This is a genomic window from Ignavibacteriales bacterium (assembly GCA_026390595.1).
Taxonomy (GTDB): domain Bacteria; phylum Bacteroidota; class Ignavibacteria; order UBA10030; family UBA10030; genus UBA9647.
This window is the reverse complement of the sequence record JAPLFQ010000034.1, coordinates 18,261-35,161: the sequence shown is the minus strand read 5'-3', so window position 1 is coordinate 35,161 and position 16,901 is coordinate 18,261. Positions and strand designations below refer to the sequence as shown.

Annotated in this window: 12 protein-coding genes and 1 tRNA gene; all 13 read left to right on the top strand. The window is 52.5% G+C overall.

The genetic code is table 11. The features are described 5' to 3' along the window. The first annotated feature begins 168 nt into the window (after nucleotides 1-168). The 13 genes from NTU47_18560 to NTU47_18500 all read left to right on the top strand — a co-directional run bounded on the left by NTU47_18560 (nucleotide 169) and on the right by NTU47_18500 (nucleotide 16,832). The gene (locus NTU47_18560) at nucleotides 169-2,514 is read left to right on the top strand and encodes a hypothetical protein (GenBank protein MCX6135810.1); all 2,346 of its coding nucleotides are present in this window, start codon (nucleotides 169-171) and stop codon (nucleotides 2,512-2,514) included. Nucleotides 2,515-2,533: 19 nt separating this feature from the next. Then, a complete protein-coding gene (locus NTU47_18555) occupies nucleotides 2,534-3,685 on the top strand; it encodes an extracellular solute-binding protein (protein MCX6135809.1) in 1,152 nt (383 codons plus the stop codon). Next, nucleotides 3,682-4,575, top strand: a complete 894-nt coding sequence (locus tag NTU47_18550; protein ID MCX6135808.1) for a sugar ABC transporter permease — start codon at nucleotides 3,682-3,684, stop codon at nucleotides 4,573-4,575. Before NTU47_18555 ends, NTU47_18550 begins: the two co-directional genes overlap by 4 nt. 7 nt (nucleotides 4,576-4,582) lie before the next feature. After that, the gene (locus NTU47_18545) at nucleotides 4,583-5,428 is read left to right on the top strand and encodes a sugar ABC transporter permease (GenBank protein MCX6135807.1); all 846 of its coding nucleotides are present in this window, start codon (nucleotides 4,583-4,585) and stop codon (nucleotides 5,426-5,428) included. A gap of 55 nt (nucleotides 5,429-5,483) precedes the next feature. Further along, nucleotides 5,484-7,307 (top strand): alpha-amylase family glycosyl hydrolase, encoded by a 1,824-nt coding sequence (locus NTU47_18540; GenBank protein ID MCX6135806.1) that lies wholly within the window; start codon nucleotides 5,484-5,486, stop codon nucleotides 7,305-7,307. A gap of 10 nt (nucleotides 7,308-7,317) precedes the next feature. Further along, complete coding sequence (locus NTU47_18535) at nucleotides 7,318-7,731, top strand: secondary thiamine-phosphate synthase enzyme YjbQ (protein MCX6135805.1); 414 nt, start codon at nucleotides 7,318-7,320, stop codon at nucleotides 7,729-7,731. A gap of 180 nt (nucleotides 7,732-7,911) precedes the next feature. Next, entirely contained in the window at nucleotides 7,912-8,820 is a 909-nt protein-coding gene (locus NTU47_18530; protein MCX6135804.1) for a lysophospholipid acyltransferase family protein, read from the top strand. Next, complete coding sequence (waaF, locus tag NTU47_18525) at nucleotides 8,820-9,884, top strand: lipopolysaccharide heptosyltransferase II (GenBank protein MCX6135803.1); 1,065 nt, start codon at nucleotides 8,820-8,822, stop codon at nucleotides 9,882-9,884. Before NTU47_18530 ends, waaF begins: the two co-directional genes overlap by 1 nt. A 191-nt stretch (nucleotides 9,885-10,075) precedes the next feature. After that, the gene (locus NTU47_18520) at nucleotides 10,076-12,823 is read left to right on the top strand and encodes a DUF2723 domain-containing protein (GenBank protein MCX6135802.1); all 2,748 of its coding nucleotides are present in this window, start codon (nucleotides 10,076-10,078) and stop codon (nucleotides 12,821-12,823) included. 244 nt (nucleotides 12,824-13,067) lie between these two features. Then, nucleotides 13,068-13,436 (top strand): response regulator, encoded by a 369-nt coding sequence (locus tag NTU47_18515; protein MCX6135801.1) that lies wholly within the window; start codon nucleotides 13,068-13,070, stop codon nucleotides 13,434-13,436. A 351-nt stretch (nucleotides 13,437-13,787) separates the two neighbouring features. Then, a tRNA-Arg gene (locus NTU47_18510) sits at nucleotides 13,788-13,861 on the top strand. A gap of 41 nt (nucleotides 13,862-13,902) precedes the next feature. Continuing rightward, on the top strand, nucleotides 13,903-14,592 hold the full coding sequence (locus NTU47_18505) for a tetratricopeptide repeat protein (protein ID MCX6135800.1): 690 nt from the start codon (nucleotides 13,903-13,905) through the stop codon (nucleotides 14,590-14,592). A 167-nt stretch (nucleotides 14,593-14,759) separates the two neighbouring features. Further along, complete coding sequence (locus NTU47_18500) at nucleotides 14,760-16,832, top strand: PP2C family protein-serine/threonine phosphatase (GenBank protein MCX6135799.1); 2,073 nt, start codon at nucleotides 14,760-14,762, stop codon at nucleotides 16,830-16,832. The last annotated feature ends 69 nt before the right edge of the window (nucleotides 16,833-16,901 follow it).

Genomic DNA, 16,901 nt, shown 5'->3' with positions numbered 1-16,901 from the left:
CGGCAGTGCCTTTGCATGTGAATGGCTTGAACTCGAAGGAGTTTTCCACTGTCACGATACCTATTTAAGTTCTCTCTGCTTATATTAAGCTGCGTTCCGCTCATCGCCAATCCGATGATTGACGTTGGGCGCACTGAGAACAGTCGCAAGGAGAGCACGCAAGTAACCATGAATGACGATACCTCGTCGAGGCGCAAGACACTCTACCTCAATATTATCTGGCATCAGCACCAGCCGCTCTACCTCGACCCCGGAACGGATCAACTCCAGGGGCCTTGGGTGCGTACGCATGGGACCAAAGACTATTATGACATGGTGTCCATGGTGGAGCGGTACCCGTCCATTCATTTTACGGTGAACCTGACTTCTTCCCTGATTGTGCAGTTAGAGGAATACTATGTGGCTCGGCTGAAGCCGTTCGTCGATTTGAGAAAGAACCGCGTCGATGCTAAGAATTACTTCGCATCGTTCGGGGGGAAGACCGATCCCTGGATTGACCTTGCCCTGAAGGCTACGTCGAAGTTCAACGCCCGGGACCTGTCGTTTTTGCTCACAAATGTCTGGAACGCCTTTTCTGTCAGCGACGTCATCATCGGGCGTTTTCCGCAGTACCGGTCTCTCCGGGAAAAGTTCAGGCAATCCGGGACAAAAGGACTTTCCGAGCAGGAACTAAGGGAAATCAAATTCTGGTTCTATCTGGCCAATTTCGATCCCGAATTTCTTGAAGGAAAGGTCAAACTCACCACCCGGAGCACTATCGACCTCACCGATCTCGTAGAAAAGCTCTCAGACGGCAGTTACAGACTTCGGAAGTTCATCACTGAGGATGATTGTAACAGGATCATCGCCGAGACATACAAAGTCCTTGCTGCGATTGTTCCTGCACATAGAAAGCTGATGTACAGCACGTCGTCACGTCGCGGTCAGGTTGAGGTTGTCACGACGCCATTTTACCATCCGATTCTCCCGCTGATTTACGACAGCGAAGCAGCGAAACTCTGTCAGCCCAACGATCCGGCGCCCCGCAAGTTTCACTTTCCGGAGGATGCTGAGGCGCAGGTTGCGAAGGCGGTCGCCTATTTCAGAAAACACTTCAGGGTTTCTCCGACCGGCATGTGGCCGGCCGAAGGGGCCGTTTCTCATGATGTTGCACCGGTCTTTGCCAGGCATGGCATCAAGTGGATTGCGACCGACGAGAAGATACTTGCACGCTCCAAAGGGAGCAACTCAGCCAAGTACTACCCGTATGCGCTTTCTGGGAACGGAGCCACAGCGCCGGTTGCAATTGTTTTGCGTGATACTGAACTGTCGGACAAAATTGGCTTCACCTATCAGAGTTGGAAGGGGGAAGATGCTGCGGCCGACTTCATAGAGAGTATCTTGAAGTATCTCCCGGCCCAGGACGAATCGGATCGTCTATTGACTGTCATCCTGGATGGAGAGAATGCGTGGGAATGGTATCGTCTCGATAACGATGGCAAGGAGTTTCAAAACAGCCTTTATAGAAGACTCTCTGACCTGTATGAGAGCCGAACCGTTGTGACGACAACTGTGACGGAGTATATCGATGGAAATCGATCCCGCGGAATACAGCCGCATCCGATTGAATCGATGGAAACCCTGCAATGGCTCTGGCCTGGTTCATGGATTAACGCGAACTATGATACATGGATAGGGCAGGAGGAGGAAAACAAGGCGTGGGAATACCTGCTGACGGCCAGAACCGATCTTTCCAATTCCGGCCTGAAACCTCCTGATCCCAAAGCACCCGTTCCGCGAAAAGGAACCAGAAACTGGTACACTTTCAAGGCCTGGGAATCGATGTATGCAGCAGAAGGGTCCGATTGGTTCTGGTGGTACGGGACTGATCAGTCCGCCCCCGGTGGGGATCGGCCGTTCGATGTGGCGTTCACAACGTACCTCGAGAATATCTACAAGTTTGCGCGTCTTGCGAACGGGAAGATGCCGCGAAGGGATTTCAAGCCCATCCTCCGGGATACACTGATCCCAAATCAGAGTCAGGGGACGATGGCGCAGAGTAGAAATGACCTTGTGAAGGTAGCTTTTCAGGTGGATTGCAGGGATATGTATGTCCGAAAACGTGTCTATGTCGCCGGCAATCACGAACGCTTAGGCAACTGGGTGCCGAACAGCGTGAGACTCTACGACGATGGAACACACGGGGACCTGGCCCCGAACGACGGTATCTGGACCCTGGAGGTTTCACTGCCCGCCGGTGCGGAGATCGAGTACAAATACACCAATAGCGGCGCTGAAGGGAACTGGAACCCGGGTGAGGAATTCCCTTCCTCAAACAGAAAAATCAAAGTGATCGCTGACAGCCGAACCCGACAGATTGTTGACGATAGATTCGGGAAGAAGTTGGCTTGGCTAAACTCATCAGCACTAAAGGATTATAGACTTGGTAAGAAGCAGCGTTCGAGATGTAGCAGTCGCCATAATCCTCATTTTTGCAGGTCTCTCCGTCTTTTCCGGTGGGTGTGCCCGTCATGATGCCAGCGCAGACCGTCTTGTGATCTGGCACCAGATGCGGCCGGATGAGCAGGCCGTTCTGCACCGTCAGCTTCTTCGGTATATGCAAAAGCACGCCGATGTAAAGGTCCAAGAATTGTTTAAGGAGACCGAAACGCTCAGGAGTGCTTATGTCGTCGGTGCGTTGGCTGGTCAGGGACCAGATCTCGTCTATGGCCCGTCGGACCCGGTCGGAGTTTATGAAGCTACAAAGAGCATCCGCCCGCTCGAGGACCTGTTTTCCGCAGATTTCTTGGCGCAGTTTGATTCAACTTCTCTCGTGCGGTACCACGGTCACCTCTACCAGATCGCCGACAAGATAGGCAATCACCTGGCTCTGGTGTACAACAAGAAATATGTCCAGAAGCCGCCTGAGACAGATGTCGAACTGATAGAACTCAGCAAGCAGATCCAAAACAAGTACGGATATGTCTTTGGACGTCCAAGGGTCTATGGCATTACCTGGAACTACATTGAGCCGTTTTTCTTCATCCCGTTTTACACCGGCTTCGGTGGGTGGGTTCTGGGCCCGGATGGGGTAACGCCGACGCTCGACACCAAGTCCATGGTGGACGCTCTCAATTTCGTCCGACGGCTTCGGGACGTCGAGAAGATCGTTCCCAACGAGGCGGACTACGAGATAGCTGATGCGTTGTTCAAGGACGGGAAAGCGGCGATGCTGATCAATGGAGACTGGTCCTGGGCCGGCTATGCACAGCACGGAATCGATATCGGAATCGCGCCGCTGCCAAAAATCACGGAAACCGGTCTTTGGTGTGCGCCGATGACATCGCCAAAAGGGTATTCTGTCAACGCCAATCTTAGCGGCGGAAGGCTTTCCACGGTCGTCGACCTCCTGAAATACCTTCTGTCGGAAGAATGCCAGCTCGAGACAGTGAAGTCTCTTAATACAGCCCCCACTCTCAAGGTTCTTTACAAGAACGCTGAGATCCTCGCCAATGAAAACCTGCAAAATTCTCTCCTGCAGATAGCGAGAGGAAAGTCGATGCCTGTGGTACCACAGATGCGTGCAGTCTGGGACGCCATGCGGCCCAGCTATCAGGCAGTCATGGGGAAGGCCAGAACGCCGGAACAGGCGGCGAAAGATATGCAGGCTCAGGCGCTGCGAAAGATACGGGATATGAACGAATGAACACTGACCGAACCAAATCTTTCATAGCCTTCCTCGTTGTCCCGTCGTTTCTGCTCCTCGCTGCGGTGGTGTTCTATCCGTTTTTCTACAATCTGGCGTTGGCGTTCGGGAACATGAACCTCACCAAGATGCGCGAGTGGCAGTTTATTGGGCTCAGACAGTTTGTCAAGATCTTTACCGAGCCTTCCCAGCCCGATTTCTACGCGGTATTCTTCAGGACCATCATCTGGACTGTCGCGAACGTCACGTTCCACGTCGTTCTTGGCGTCTTTCTTGCGATGCTCCTGAATCAGAAAATCAAAGGAAAAGCGATCTACCGAACGCTGCTCATTCTTCCCTGGGCGATTCCACAATACATCGTCGCGTTGACCTGGCGGGGAATGTTCAACTACGAGTACGGCTCCATCAACCTCATACTCACGAAGTATCTCGGCATGCCGGCTGTCGAATGGCTTCGAAGTCCCACCGAAGCGTTCATCGCCTGCATCCTCACGAATGTTTGGCTAGGGTTTCCCTTCATGATGGTCGTCGCTCTCGGTGCGTTGCAGAGCATCCCGCAGGAATTGTACGAGGCGGCGGAGATCGATGGAGCGAGCTGGTGGACGAAATTCCGCACGATCACCATTCCGTTGATCCGTCCGGTGATGATCCCGGCGATCACACTCGGCATTGTGTGGACATTTAACAATCTCAATATCGTCTGGCTCGTCAGCAACGGGGGAGAGCCATCAGACAAGACGCACATACTTGTCTCGTTCGTCTACAAAGCCGCGTTCAATTTCTACAGCTTTAGTTACGCTGCGGCGCTCTCACTTGTGATATTCCTGATCCTCTTCACGTTTAGCATGATCTTCATGCGTCAATCCAAAGCAACAGAGGCCGCATACTAGGGAGCATATGGCAACGCAAACCAAAAGGAGCCGTTTTCTGCAGCACGCAGCGACGCATGTGGTGCTCGTCGTGTTCGCGCTTATATCGATCTTCCCGATCTGGCAGGTCCTCAACATATCGCTGCGCCCCGGCAATCAGCTGCTGTCAACTTCACTGGAGTTGCTTCCCGCTCAAGCCTCGTTTCAGAACTACGTCAAACTGATCGCGGAGCGCGATTTCCTCGTCTGGCTCGGGAACAGCGCTCTCGTCTCGCTGACAGTGACGTTGACAGGCGTGGTATTCGCTTCGCTGGCAGGCTACGGATTCTCACGCTTCAGGTTCGTTGGAAAAAAAGCCGGCCTCCTCAGCCTACTGACGACACAGATGTTCCCCGGCACGATGCTTCTGCTCCCGATGTATATCATGCTTATCAATCTCGGACTCATCAATTCCTATCTCGGTATCCTGATCGTCTATTCTGCCACGGCGCTTCCGTTCTGCATCTGGACGATGAAGGGATTTTACGACACGATCCCCATAAGTCTTGAAGAGGCGGCACGGATTGATGGCTGTACGCATTTTTCGGCTTTCTACCGCGTTATTTTGCCGCTCGCTGCACCCGCGCTCGTGATCACAGCATTGTTCTCGTTCATGTCCGCCTGGTCGGAATATATCGTGGCTGCCCAGATTCTTCAAGACACAGATCTCTGGACACTTCCGATCGGACTGAAGTCGTTCGAGGCGAGCATGAGTACTGAGTGGGGACTGTATGGTGCCGCATCGATTATCGTTATGATTCCCGTTGTGGTGTTGTTCCTGGCGCTCAGCAGGTGGCTTGTTTCCGGATTGACGCTTGGAAGCGTGAAGGGATGACAGCAGCCTCCGTTTCTTACTGCATGAATCTTGTTCTATTGATGAAGAATACCTGATGAGACATAACCATTCTGAGAAGTTGATCCCGCTCCTTATGCTCTTCGTGGTCTCGTTGCTTATCGGATGCTCCCGGAAAGAGGATTTCGCAATGTCGCTGAACGGTGTGTGGAAGTTCAAAGTCGATTCAATGAACACCGGCGTTTCCCAACGGTGGTTCGACAAGGGGCATGACCGTTCTGATTGGACGGCGATGGATGTACCCGACTATTGGGACCGTTACAACCTGCTTTCCTATGACGGCCCGGGATGGTACGTAACGACGCTGAGTATTGGCGAGAATCAGAGGAACTCGGTGATATTTTTTGGCGGGGTCGATGACGATGCCGACGTCTGGCTGGATGGGGTCAAGATCGGCTCGCACACGGGTTACAGTGAACCTTTCTATGTGGACCTGCCCGTGGACATCACTCCGGGGATAAAAGAGCTTGTGATCCGTGTGGATGATCATAGCGGTCCGGGTGGTATCTACAAACCGGTCAAGCTGGTTCCGAGAGATCGCGTACTTGAAATGTACAAGACAAAGTACTCGGAACACCCCGCCCGCCCGAGCCAGGATTGGGTGAGCGATGCGGTTCTCTACGAGGTCTATCTTCGATCCTTTTCGAAAGGCGGAACCTTCGGAGAACTCGAACGACGTCTCCCCGAACTGAAGGACCTCGGCGTTACAGTCCTCTGGCTGATGCCGATTCATCCGACCGGAGAGCTCAACCGAAAGGGAACGCTCGGGAGTCCCTATGCGGTCCAGGACTACTACAAGGTGAATCCTGAATTCGGCACGCTTGACGATTTCAAATCCCTCGTTGCCGCTGCGCATTCCCAGGGTATGAAGATCATTATCGTCCTCGTGGCGAACCATACTTCGTGGGACAGCCGGCTGATGATGGAACATCCCGAGTGGTTCACGACGAACGCGGATGGAGCAATCGTTTCTCCCAACGCGGACTGGACCGATGTAGCCGATCTGAATTATGACCGGCACGAACTTCGGAAGCATATGATCGAGATGATGAAATACTGGGTCAGAGATATCGGCATCGATGGATTTCGCTGTGACGTCGCAGAGATGGTTCCCACCGATTTCTGGAACCGTGCCCGAAAGGAACTCGATAAGATCAAACCTATCATGATGCTTTCGGAGGGAACACTTCCCGAACACCACGCGGAAGCATTCGATATGACGTATTCCTGGACTCTCTATGACGTGCTGGCCAAAGTCATCGGTGGTTCGACGCCCGTCAAAGTTTTCGATGACATCCTGACGACGGAGTCGTACCAGTTTCCAAAAGGCTCCCTCCGTATGCGGTTCAACACGAACCACGACAAGAATGCATGGGATTCGCCTGCCGTCTTGAAATTTTCTCCGCAAGGGGCAAAGATGACAGCCCTTCTGACATTCACGTATCCTGGTGTTCCCCTCCTGTACAATGGTGAGGAAGTTGGGAACGACAAGAAGCTGAGCTTGTTTGAAAAAGTGGATATTGATTGGACGAAGAATTATGAGTTCCGTGCGTTTTATCGGGCATTGACACGATTGCGATCCACACATCCCGCTCTCCGAAATGGGGAGTACGTTTCAGTGAAGAACTCCGATGGAGAAAAGGTGTACTCGTTTGTGCGGCGGGCGGGTAATGATGAAGTTCTCGTCGTCCTGAACTTCGCGCGTGATCCGCGTTCTGTCAGCATCGACGTGAGCAGTTGGAAGGCAAGGGAGTTGAAGGAGTACTTCACAGGCAGTGCTGCAACACTCCATGGAGGGAAGCTGCCGCTTGAGATCGGCGGATTGGGTTGCAGGGTATTTGTTCCGGCCTCACAACGCTGAGAGATATAGTATGAAAACGCTTACTGAATATCTGTGGTTTAGCACAAAGAAACACCGCGAATATCTCAATATCACGCCGGAAGTGGAGAAGATTCTGGCGAAGAGCGGTATCAGGGAAGGCATGATCCTCGTCTCCGCCATGCATATTACGGCGGGAGTATATGTGAATGATGCTGAATCGGGATTGATTCAGGATATTGACGAGTGGCTCGAGAAGCTCGCGCCCTTTGATCCGGACTACAGACATCACCGCACGGGAGAATCGAATGGTGATTCGCACCTCAAGAGCCTGTTAGTCCATCACGAAGTCATCGTTCCCGTCACCGAAGGCAAACTGGACTTCGGCCCGTGGCAGCAGATTTATTACGCCGAGTTCGACGGTCAGCGACGCAAGCGGGTTATCGTCAAGGTGATGGGTGAGTAGAACATTCCTCAATACTCCCCTTGGTGCTTTTTTGCGGTCTTGGCGGTTAGAACATAACCGCAAAGCGCGCCAAGAATCGCTGAGAAGTTCTGGCAAGTAGTTTAGAAAGTGCGTTTTTGAAGTGGCTTTTGGCCACCAAACAGTTATTTAAATTCTTCGAGCGAGCGATAGGTCGAAATCGTGAGACTTGGACATGTCGTTGAATATCTTGCTTTCCAAACGGTTGCATTTCTCGTAATGCTTCTGCCTCTTATCGGTGCCAGGTGGCTCGGGCGAACTCTGGGCGTATTTGTCTTCGACTACCTCGGATATCGTAAGGGCGTCACTCTCGGCAATTTGCGCCGTGCATTTCCCGAAAAGTCCGATGACGAGATCGCCGAGATCGCCCGCGGGGCCTATAAGAGCGTAGGAATCGCCCTCTTCGAGCTCGTATGGTATCCAAGGATGAGCCGCGAGCAGGTGAACGCATCAATGCGCTTCGACCACCCGGACGTTTTGCTGAATGCCCACAAGAAAGGGAAGGGGCTGCTCATTCTGACTGCCCACTTCGGGAACTGGGAACTCCTCGGTGGGTGCCTCGTCGTCCAACTCGGTTTCCCGGTTTCTGGTATTGCCAAGACGCAATCCAACCGACTTGTGAATCGAAGTATCGATGCTCGCAGGATGCGGTTTGGGAACAAGGTCATCCCGATGGAAACGTCCTTGCGTGAGGTGATGAGAACTCTACGCAACGGAGAGGCTGTCGGCATCGTGGCAGACCAGGCAGCACCAAAAGAAAACGTGCTGATTGAGTTCTTTGGGACGCAACTGCCCACACATCAGGGACCCTCGGTGTTCTGTCTAAAGATGGGTTCCCCTCTGGTGGCCGTTTTCCCCGTCCGCGCACCGGATGGCTCATATGATGCGTACGTGAAAGAGGTTCCATCTGCGGACCTGAAGGATTACAGTGACGAGAATGTGACCGAGCTGACCAGACGGCACGTGAAGATCACGGAAGATTTCATCAGGCGTTTTCCCGATCAATGGATGTGGATGCACAAGAGATGGAAGCACGTACCGCCGCCGGCTTATCACTCCGGGAATGACTGATGGGGGAGCCGAAAAACATTGTCGTCATTCAAACAGCGTTCATCGGCGACGCTGTTCTGACCTTGCCTCTGATCCAGGTTCTCCGAAAACACTTCCCAGGCTCTTCCGTTGATATTGTCGTCACTCCCGGGTCGCGGGATCTCTTCGTCAATCACCCTGACATTCGGGATGCGATAGCATTCGACAAGCGCGGAAAGGACCGGGGAATTCGGGGCCTGCTCCGACTCGCCAAAGACTTGCAGTCCAGATCGTACGATCTTGCCCTGATTCCTCATCGCTCGCTGAGGAGCGCTGCACTCGCGTTGATTGCCGGAATTCCGCGGAGGATCGGATTCGACAGAAGCGCAGGTCGTTTCCTCATGACAGCGACTGCGGTCTATCACGAGGATTTGCATGAGATTGACCGGAATCTTTCCTTGCTTCATGCTTTGGAAATCGAGCCCGGCCCCCGTGAACTGCCGCGGCTCTATCCGTCGGAAGCCGACCGGAAGAAGGTCGATCGTTTGTTGATCGAATTGGAGATTGGCAACCCCGGGAAGCTTATTGCGATTGCGCCAGGTACCATCTGGAATACAAAACGATGGCCCAAAGAACGATTTGCGTCGCTTGCGGTCAATTTCGATACTGCGGATGTCGAGGTTGTCCTCATCGGAGGAATCGAGGACGAAGGCTTGTGTAATGAGATCAGGGTACTGAGCAATTCCTCTCTCGTGTACGATGCGTCAGGCACTCTGACCCTGCTGCAATCCGCCGAATTGCTGCGGAGGTGCCGGGTGCTTGTCTGCAATGACAGCGCGCCACTGCATCTTGCTGCCGCCGTGGGGACGCCCGTGGTGGCAATATTCGGAGCCACCGTTCCTGCTTTCGGTTTCGGTCCGACTGGTCCCTTCGACGTTGTCGTCGAGACGATTGGACTGAAGTGTCGCCCGTGCTCCATTCATGGTGGGGAGAAGTGCCCCATCAAGACATTTGCTTGTATGCACGACATATCGCACGATCGCGTATTTAGGGTCGCAATGGATGTCTTGTCGAGAGTGCCTGGAGTGAGAGATTCTGTTCATTGAAACTGTGCTGGTTCACTCGAGTCAATACCCAATGCACTGATTCCGTACCTCTGACCATGATGGGCACAAGAATCCGGCACCTGATATCAAAAGCCTTTCCTTCCTGATCAACTTTTCCTTACATTTCATGCTCTTTCGCCCCCATGCGGGGCAGTACTCCGTCTAATTATCATATCACATCAAGAAACGTGATGAATCATTACAAAATCAATCGCATCGTAGCTTTTGCCATTTTCGTGGTGTCACTTCTCACCTACTTGCGCACGATTCCCCCAACCGTGGTGTTCTGGGATGTGGGTGAGCATTGTGCGGCATCGATCGGAGTGCAGGTTCAGCATCCCCCGGGCTCTCCGCTGCTGGTTCTGGTCATGAGGGTGGCTTCCATGATCCCGGTTGTGGCGGACCTGGCGCTGAGAATGATCCTCGTCAACCTCCTGGCAAGCTGCATCGTTGTCGTGCTGCTGTATTTGATCACGGTACGTGTAATACTCATGTGGCGTTCGCTGCCGTCGACTCCGTTCGAAGCTCTTTCCTTGTATGGCTCAGCCGCTATCGGTGCACTTGCGCTCACGTTCAGCACGACGTTTTGGTTCAATTCGATTGAAGTAGAAACGAGAAATGTGAGCCTCTTGTTCACCGCGCTCATTATCTGGCTTGTCCTGCTGTGGTATGAAAAAGCGTATGACGAGCATAGCGACCTCTATCTCTTGCTCATCACCTTTTTGGTGGGTCTGACAGTTGGTGTCCACATTCATGGACTGCTTGGGTTCTTTGTTGCGATCCTTCTTGTCTACTTCCGTTTCTATAAGAAGAGCCTGAGGGAGTTCCTGTTCTCGACTGATGTGTTCAAGTTCGGCGTTGTCGCTTCTCTTATTTTCTGGACCGCCTATCCGGGCATTGTGAAATGGTTTCCCTCCATGCTCGATGCAGATGTGTTCGGCTATAAGAGCCAGATCTGGATCGCAGTGGCAATCGGCATTCTCCTTGGGGCGATGTATCTCGTCCGGTATTCCACACGCAAGAACAACCGTATCCTGAATATTGCTTCGTTGGCTTTTCTGTTCATCGTGCTCGGGTATTCCACATACCTTGTTACCTTCATGCGCGCGAATGCCAACACGCCAATGAACGAGAACGATCCGAGCAATCTGAAACGACTCGTTTCCTATCTCGAGCGCGATCAATACGGCGAGACTCCCCTCATGAATCGCAGGTTCTCGCTTGAACCGGACAAGATGGAGAATTTCAAGAAGTACACAAGCGACCTGGACTATTTCTGGGAGTATCAGATCAAGCACATGTATCTCCGCTATATGGGATGGAATTTCATAGGTAAAGAGGCGGATTGGCAGGACGCGGGAGTTCGGTTCTCCCAGCTGTACGGCATTCCGTTTCTCATCGGCATTCTTGGTCTCGTATATCATTGGCGAAAGAACCAAAAGATCGCTTTCGTGATGTCGGTTTTCTTTCTCTTGACGGGATTCTTTTTGGCATTCTACTTCAACATGCAGGAGCAGCAGCCGCGCGAGCGAGACTACTTCTTTGTGTATTCGGTTTTCAGCTTCTGTCTGTGGATCGGCATCGGCGTATCGGCAGTGTTCGAGTTCTTGCGTGAGCGCCTGACGGAAAAGAACTTGAATATCGTCGCATTCAGCACGTTCGCTATTGCGTTGATCCTGGTTCCGGGCAACATGCTTCGCACCAATTACCATCCGATGTCCCGGAATGGTCACTACCTGGCATGGGACTACTCCTACAACCTTCTGCAGAGCGTGGAAAAAGATGCCATCTTGATCACGGCCGGAGACAACGATACGTTTCCCTTGTGGTACTTACAGGATGCAGAGGGAATCCGGCGCGATGTCCGGATCGTGAACCTGAGCCTCGCGAATACCGATTGGTATATCAAACAGCTCAAGCACAGCGAGCCCTATGGAGCAAAGACCGTTCCGGTGAGTATCCCCGATGATCAGATCGAGGGCATCCAACCAATGATGTACAAAACTCAAACGGTTCAGATCCCCATACCTCGATTCGCCACTGAAGGATGGAACTCTCCTGACAACGTCGATGCGAACAGCACTGCGATTATTGACACCATGCGGTTCGTGATGCCGGCGACGCTGCAATACGGAAATGTCAGTGCGCTCCGTGTGCAGGATATTCTTGTGTTCGATATCCTCCGGACATCAAACTGGCGGCGACCGATTTATTTCGCTATCACGACGGGGGGAGAGGCAAACAACATCGGCTTGAGAGAATATCTGGAACTTCAGGGACTTGCATTCAAGGTCGTTCCAGCGCGGAAGCAGGCCTACTGGAGCGCTGTTCATGAAGAGCGGACGAAGGCGCATCTCTTCACGGATGTTCCTGTACCATCAAAGGGTCCGGCCTACGGATGCCTGTGGCGGGGTCTGTCAGATTCAACGATTCACTTTGATGAAAACCAACGGCGCATGATCTCCAGCTACAGGCAGCCGTTCTTCAATCTTGCCACGTATCTGGCGAACATCAAGAACAAGCCGAATGAGGTTCTCCAAGTGCTCAACAGGATGGAGCAGGTGGTTCCACGGCGCATTCATTCCATGGACTATCGGCTCAAGTCCGACCTCGCATCATTTTACACCATGGCGGGAGACACGAAGCAGCATCGCGAAATACTCGGCGAGATTGTTGCTGAACTCGCCCCGGGATTGGATACTGCGCCGCTCGAACAGCTGTCCCAATATAACCCGCTGGTGATACTGCTCCAGACGTACGAAGGGTTGGGGAATTTCGAGAAGGGACTCGAGGTACTCCAACGCATCGAACGTTCGTACGGTACGTCGACAGGTGTCAAGGAATTTGTGTCGGCGAAGAAAATGGAGCTGGAGATGATGAGGCGAAGTCAGAATAGCGTGGTAGATTCCGCTGTTCAGAAAACGCCTGGCAAGAAATAGTCAGTTGTAGGGTTTTGTTGCTCAAACCACAAAGGCTCAGGATTCTTCTGGGCCTTTGCTTTTGATTACAGGGAGGGGAAGGGGGAAAGCACAGGATTGCCCTTCTTTGGGCGTTTTCGGGCGGCTTGCAGCTTGTGCTTCCCGTCATACCCGGTGGAACCTGCGGCGTGTATATTGAATGCAAGCGATGGAATCAAGAACCTCCTCGCGGGCAGACGAGAACAACCACTCCCAAAGGTGTTCAATGAAGAAGATAATGCTCGTCGACGATGAGGAACAACTCGTCAGTATCATGGCCAGCGTCCTTCAGGACGAGGGCTTTGCTGTGAAGACTATGTTCAGTGCTGAAGAGGCATTGAACGCGTTTGCATCATATTCGCCGGACCTTGTCATCTCTGACGTGAAAATGGAGCGCATGGATGGGTTCGCAATGTTCGAACGTGTGAAAGCTTTGCAGAGCACTCCGAGTGTTCCTTTCATCTTTCTTACGGGTCTCGATGATCGACTTGGTCAACAGCGTGCAAAATCGCTGGGTGCCATGGCGTATGTGAACAAGCCGTTTGACGTCGACGATTTTGTCGATATTGTGAAGAAGCTGATCCCTCCTCGCTAGGACGGCTGCTGCCTGAGCTGAGGACAGGACGAATACGACTGAAGGTTCCGCTGTTTGTTCGGGAGCTCATGCGTTAAGCATGAGCTCCTTTCGTTTCTAGTCGCAATATGCCCGATGACGGTCCATCCAGGTTCGACAGGGAAGGGGACCCTGCAGGCAATCCATCGAAACCTCGTGTATGTCCGCACTGGAAGCATGGAGTATCCGGAATACTCCTTGAAAACGACCTCGGAAGGATTCAAAATCCCTTGCGAGACGGGCTATTCTTTCGTACCTTACATTACTGTAGGCAAGTTACACGATATCCGGCAGGCGGTTGTGTCCGACTTTGGCATCAATCGCTATCACACCGCGCCCGTAGCTCAGCTGGATAGAGCGACAGCCTCCGGAGCTGTAGGTCAGGCGTTCGAATCGCCTCGGGCGCACAAGCAAACGAACCCATTTCACATCAACACAGGAACGATGTATGCTGAAGCCCAAGAAAAGAATTTCGAAGAAAGAGATCAAAGAGGATCGTCTCGTCACATCGTATTTTGAAGCGACTTCGTGGTACGAGACCAACAAGAAGATCGTCAACGGCGTGCTTGCAGGCGTCGTCGTGCTTGCCATCCTCATTGTTGCGTACGTGAACAACGTGACATCGAACAACCAGAAGGCGACAACAGAACTGGGGAAGGTTCTCCCATATTATGATCAGGGAAAATATGACCTTGCGATCAATGGCAATCTGCAGGAGAACATCCGGGGGTTCCAGTCGATTGTCGATGACTACGGAAGCACGAAGGCCGGTGAGCTTGCCGGATTCTATCTTGCAAACTGCTATTTCGCACAGGGCGACTATGACAAGGCGTTGAAATACTACCTCAATGTCAGTGTGAAAGACGATCTGATTTCTGCCTCTTCTCTCGCTGGTGCCGGCGCCTGCTACGAGGCGAATGGCGATCATGCGAAGGCTGCATCATCGTACGAAAAAGCCGCATTCATGTCCGCGAAGGACGTGAACGTTCCGGAGAACATGTTCCACGCTGCCCAGAACCACATACTCGCTGGCAACAAGGAGAAAGCGGTTGAACTGCTAAAGAAAGTGAAGAAAGATTATCCTAATGCCAGCGTGACGCGCGATATTGACCGCTGGATTGCAATCGCGAGTGTTTGAGAGCGTCCGTGCAGGCTTGTGTGGAAGTTCAGCGATTCGAATATTCATCGCGATGCACCAAAGTTGGAGAATTTGCAGAGCACCGTGTAACTTTTTCCTTGTCCTGACGAAATACATAACGTGGTGTATTCTCTCTCCATAACGAGGAACAAACTCCGGGTGTCTGCATGTCTCGCCTGAAGAAGATCGTGCTTCTGGCCGGTGCTGTAATCCTCTTCATGGGGGTATACCTCATTGATATTGTCCGGATGGCAGTCAGTCAGAGTCAGGGGGGCTGGTTCACCATTCGCGAAATCGCCGTCTTCGTCGCATTCGCCTTGTTGTTCCTCTACATTCACGGCTCGCGCAGTTCAAAACCTCTCGCGGTACCAAAGAGCATCGGCAAACTCCTGGCGTATTCACTTGGTGTGCTTGTTGTCACCGTGGTGTCGGAGAACGTCCGGCCGGCCTGGCTCCCGACGGACTCCGAAACAGGTTCACAGACTGCATTGAGTTCGCTGCTGCTTTCGTCGACAGCGGTTATCCTTGGCATGTTCGCCATGATGACGCTGCTCACCATCCGTGATCTCATCTACTACAAGCGGAAGAAATGGACGAAAAGGAACTTCATAGCGTTCATTGTAGTTCTTCTTGTCGCCAACGCGTCTGCAATGCCTTTGCTGCCGAGCGGCGGAATGATCTTCGGTCCGCTTCTTTCCTCGATCGCCATCGTTCTGATTGTGGTCAACTCGTTCAAACAGAACTGGGTTGTGTATCTTTCCCGGCGGGAGAAGATGTACTCGATTGCCTATACGGCACTCCTGTTTCTGGCATTTCTCGGCATCAGCCTGATCATCAATCAATCATTCATTGAGCGGGCATTTATTTCATATCACGGGCCGCTGCAGAGTTTTATCCGCCTGAATGCAATCTTCGGGGCGATCTACTTCGGCATGGCGTTCGTCAGCACCCTGTTTCATTTGCCGACAGCGGAGGTCTACGAACGCAAGCAAACCGAGCTGACGTCGCTCCACAATCTGAGCCGCCTGGTCACACAGGTGTTCGATTTCTCCGATCTCGTGGACAGTGTCACCGGCATGACTCTCGAGGTCGTTGGAGCGAATAGCGCGTGGCTCGAACTGATCAAGGGACGCAACGAGCAGGGCGAGGTGTTCGTCGAGGTTGTCTCCCTGAAGAACACGACCCGGCAGCAGATTGAATCGATCGCGGTCAACAGTGAGGTTTCGCTCAGGCAATTTGTCATTGATTCGAAGCGTCCGCTCGTCATCGAAGACGTAGGCAGTGATCGAAGGACAAAGCACATCAAGAACCTTGAAATGCCTGTGGGATCGGTCATTGTCGTCCCGCTTGTCTCACATGAAGAATTAATTGGGTTTCTGCACGCAACGAAGGAGTTCCAGTACGGCTTCGATCAGGATGATATCGATGTGCTCACGACGTTTGCGGACCACGTCACCATTGCGATTGAGAACTCCAAGCTAATCGCAAAATCGCTCGAACGTGAGAGATTCCAGCAGGAAATGATGGTTGCGCAGCAAATGCAGAAAAGGCTCTTGCCGCAAAGGATCCCGACTTTCGCGTCGCTCGATGTCGCGGCGGTCTCCGAGCCGTCACTTGAAGTTGGGGGAGATTATTATGATTTTATGGCCCTCGGTTCCGACAGGCTTGGTGTTGTCGTCGGAGACGTGTCAGGCAAAGGGGTCTCCGCTGCTTTCTATATGGCGGAGGTGAAAGGGATCTTCCAGGCGTTGAGCCGTGTAGCGGGGTCGCCGAAGGAACTCCTCCTGAGTGCAAACCAAGCCTTGGTTGAAAGTCTTGAACGAAACGCTTTCATCAGTTTGCTCTATGCGATTTTCGATACGTCGAAATCGAATGTGACGCTTGCCCGGGCTGGTCATTGTCCCATGATCCATATCTCGGGTGAGACACCACGGATGGTCCGTCCCTCCGGTCTCGGGCTTGGATTAACCCATGAAAAGATTTTCGAAGAGTCGACGGAGGAGATGTCGATCACGCTTCGAATCGGAGATATTTGTATATTCTACACAGACGGACTGAGCGAGTCGCGAAATTCGGAAGGCGAAGAATTCGGGTACGACCGAATCGTCGATGTTGCTCTTCACAGCCGGTCCAATTCAGCTGAATCTATCAAGAATTCAATACTCCAGGAAGTTCGCAACTACACGGGCAATTCTTCGTATGCGGATGATATGACGCTCGTGGTGGTGAAAATTGTATGAGTGAAGATCAACCTGGATCCCGTCAACCCGGAAGATGGAGATGTGAGATGTGTGTGGGTAGGCGATATG

Excerpts from the sequence above, each read along its gene's own strand:
- NTU47_18500 (MCX6135799.1), top strand. The coding sequence starts at position 14,760 with ATGTCTCGCCTGAAGAAGATCGTGCTTCTGGCCGGTGCTGTAATCCTC.
- NTU47_18515 (MCX6135801.1), top strand. The coding sequence starts at position 13,068 with ATGAAGAAGATAATGCTCGTCGACGATGAGGAACAACTCGTCAGTATC.
- NTU47_18520 (MCX6135802.1), top strand. The coding sequence starts at position 10,076 with ATGAATCATTACAAAATCAATCGCATCGTAGCTTTTGCCATTTTCGTG.
- NTU47_18535 (MCX6135805.1), top strand. The coding sequence starts at position 7,318 with ATGAAAACGCTTACTGAATATCTGTGGTTTAGCACAAAGAAACACCGC.
- NTU47_18550 (MCX6135808.1), top strand. The coding sequence starts at position 3,682 with ATGAACACTGACCGAACCAAATCTTTCATAGCCTTCCTCGTTGTCCCG.
- NTU47_18545 (MCX6135807.1), top strand. The coding sequence starts at position 4,583 with ATGGCAACGCAAACCAAAAGGAGCCGTTTTCTGCAGCACGCAGCGACG.
- waaF (MCX6135803.1), top strand. The coding sequence starts at position 8,820 with ATGGGGGAGCCGAAAAACATTGTCGTCATTCAAACAGCGTTCATCGGC.
- NTU47_18560 (MCX6135810.1), top strand. The coding sequence starts at position 169 with ATGAATGACGATACCTCGTCGAGGCGCAAGACACTCTACCTCAATATT.
- NTU47_18505 (MCX6135800.1), top strand. The coding sequence starts at position 13,903 with ATGCTGAAGCCCAAGAAAAGAATTTCGAAGAAAGAGATCAAAGAGGAT.
- NTU47_18540 (MCX6135806.1), top strand. The coding sequence starts at position 5,484 with ATGAGACATAACCATTCTGAGAAGTTGATCCCGCTCCTTATGCTCTTC.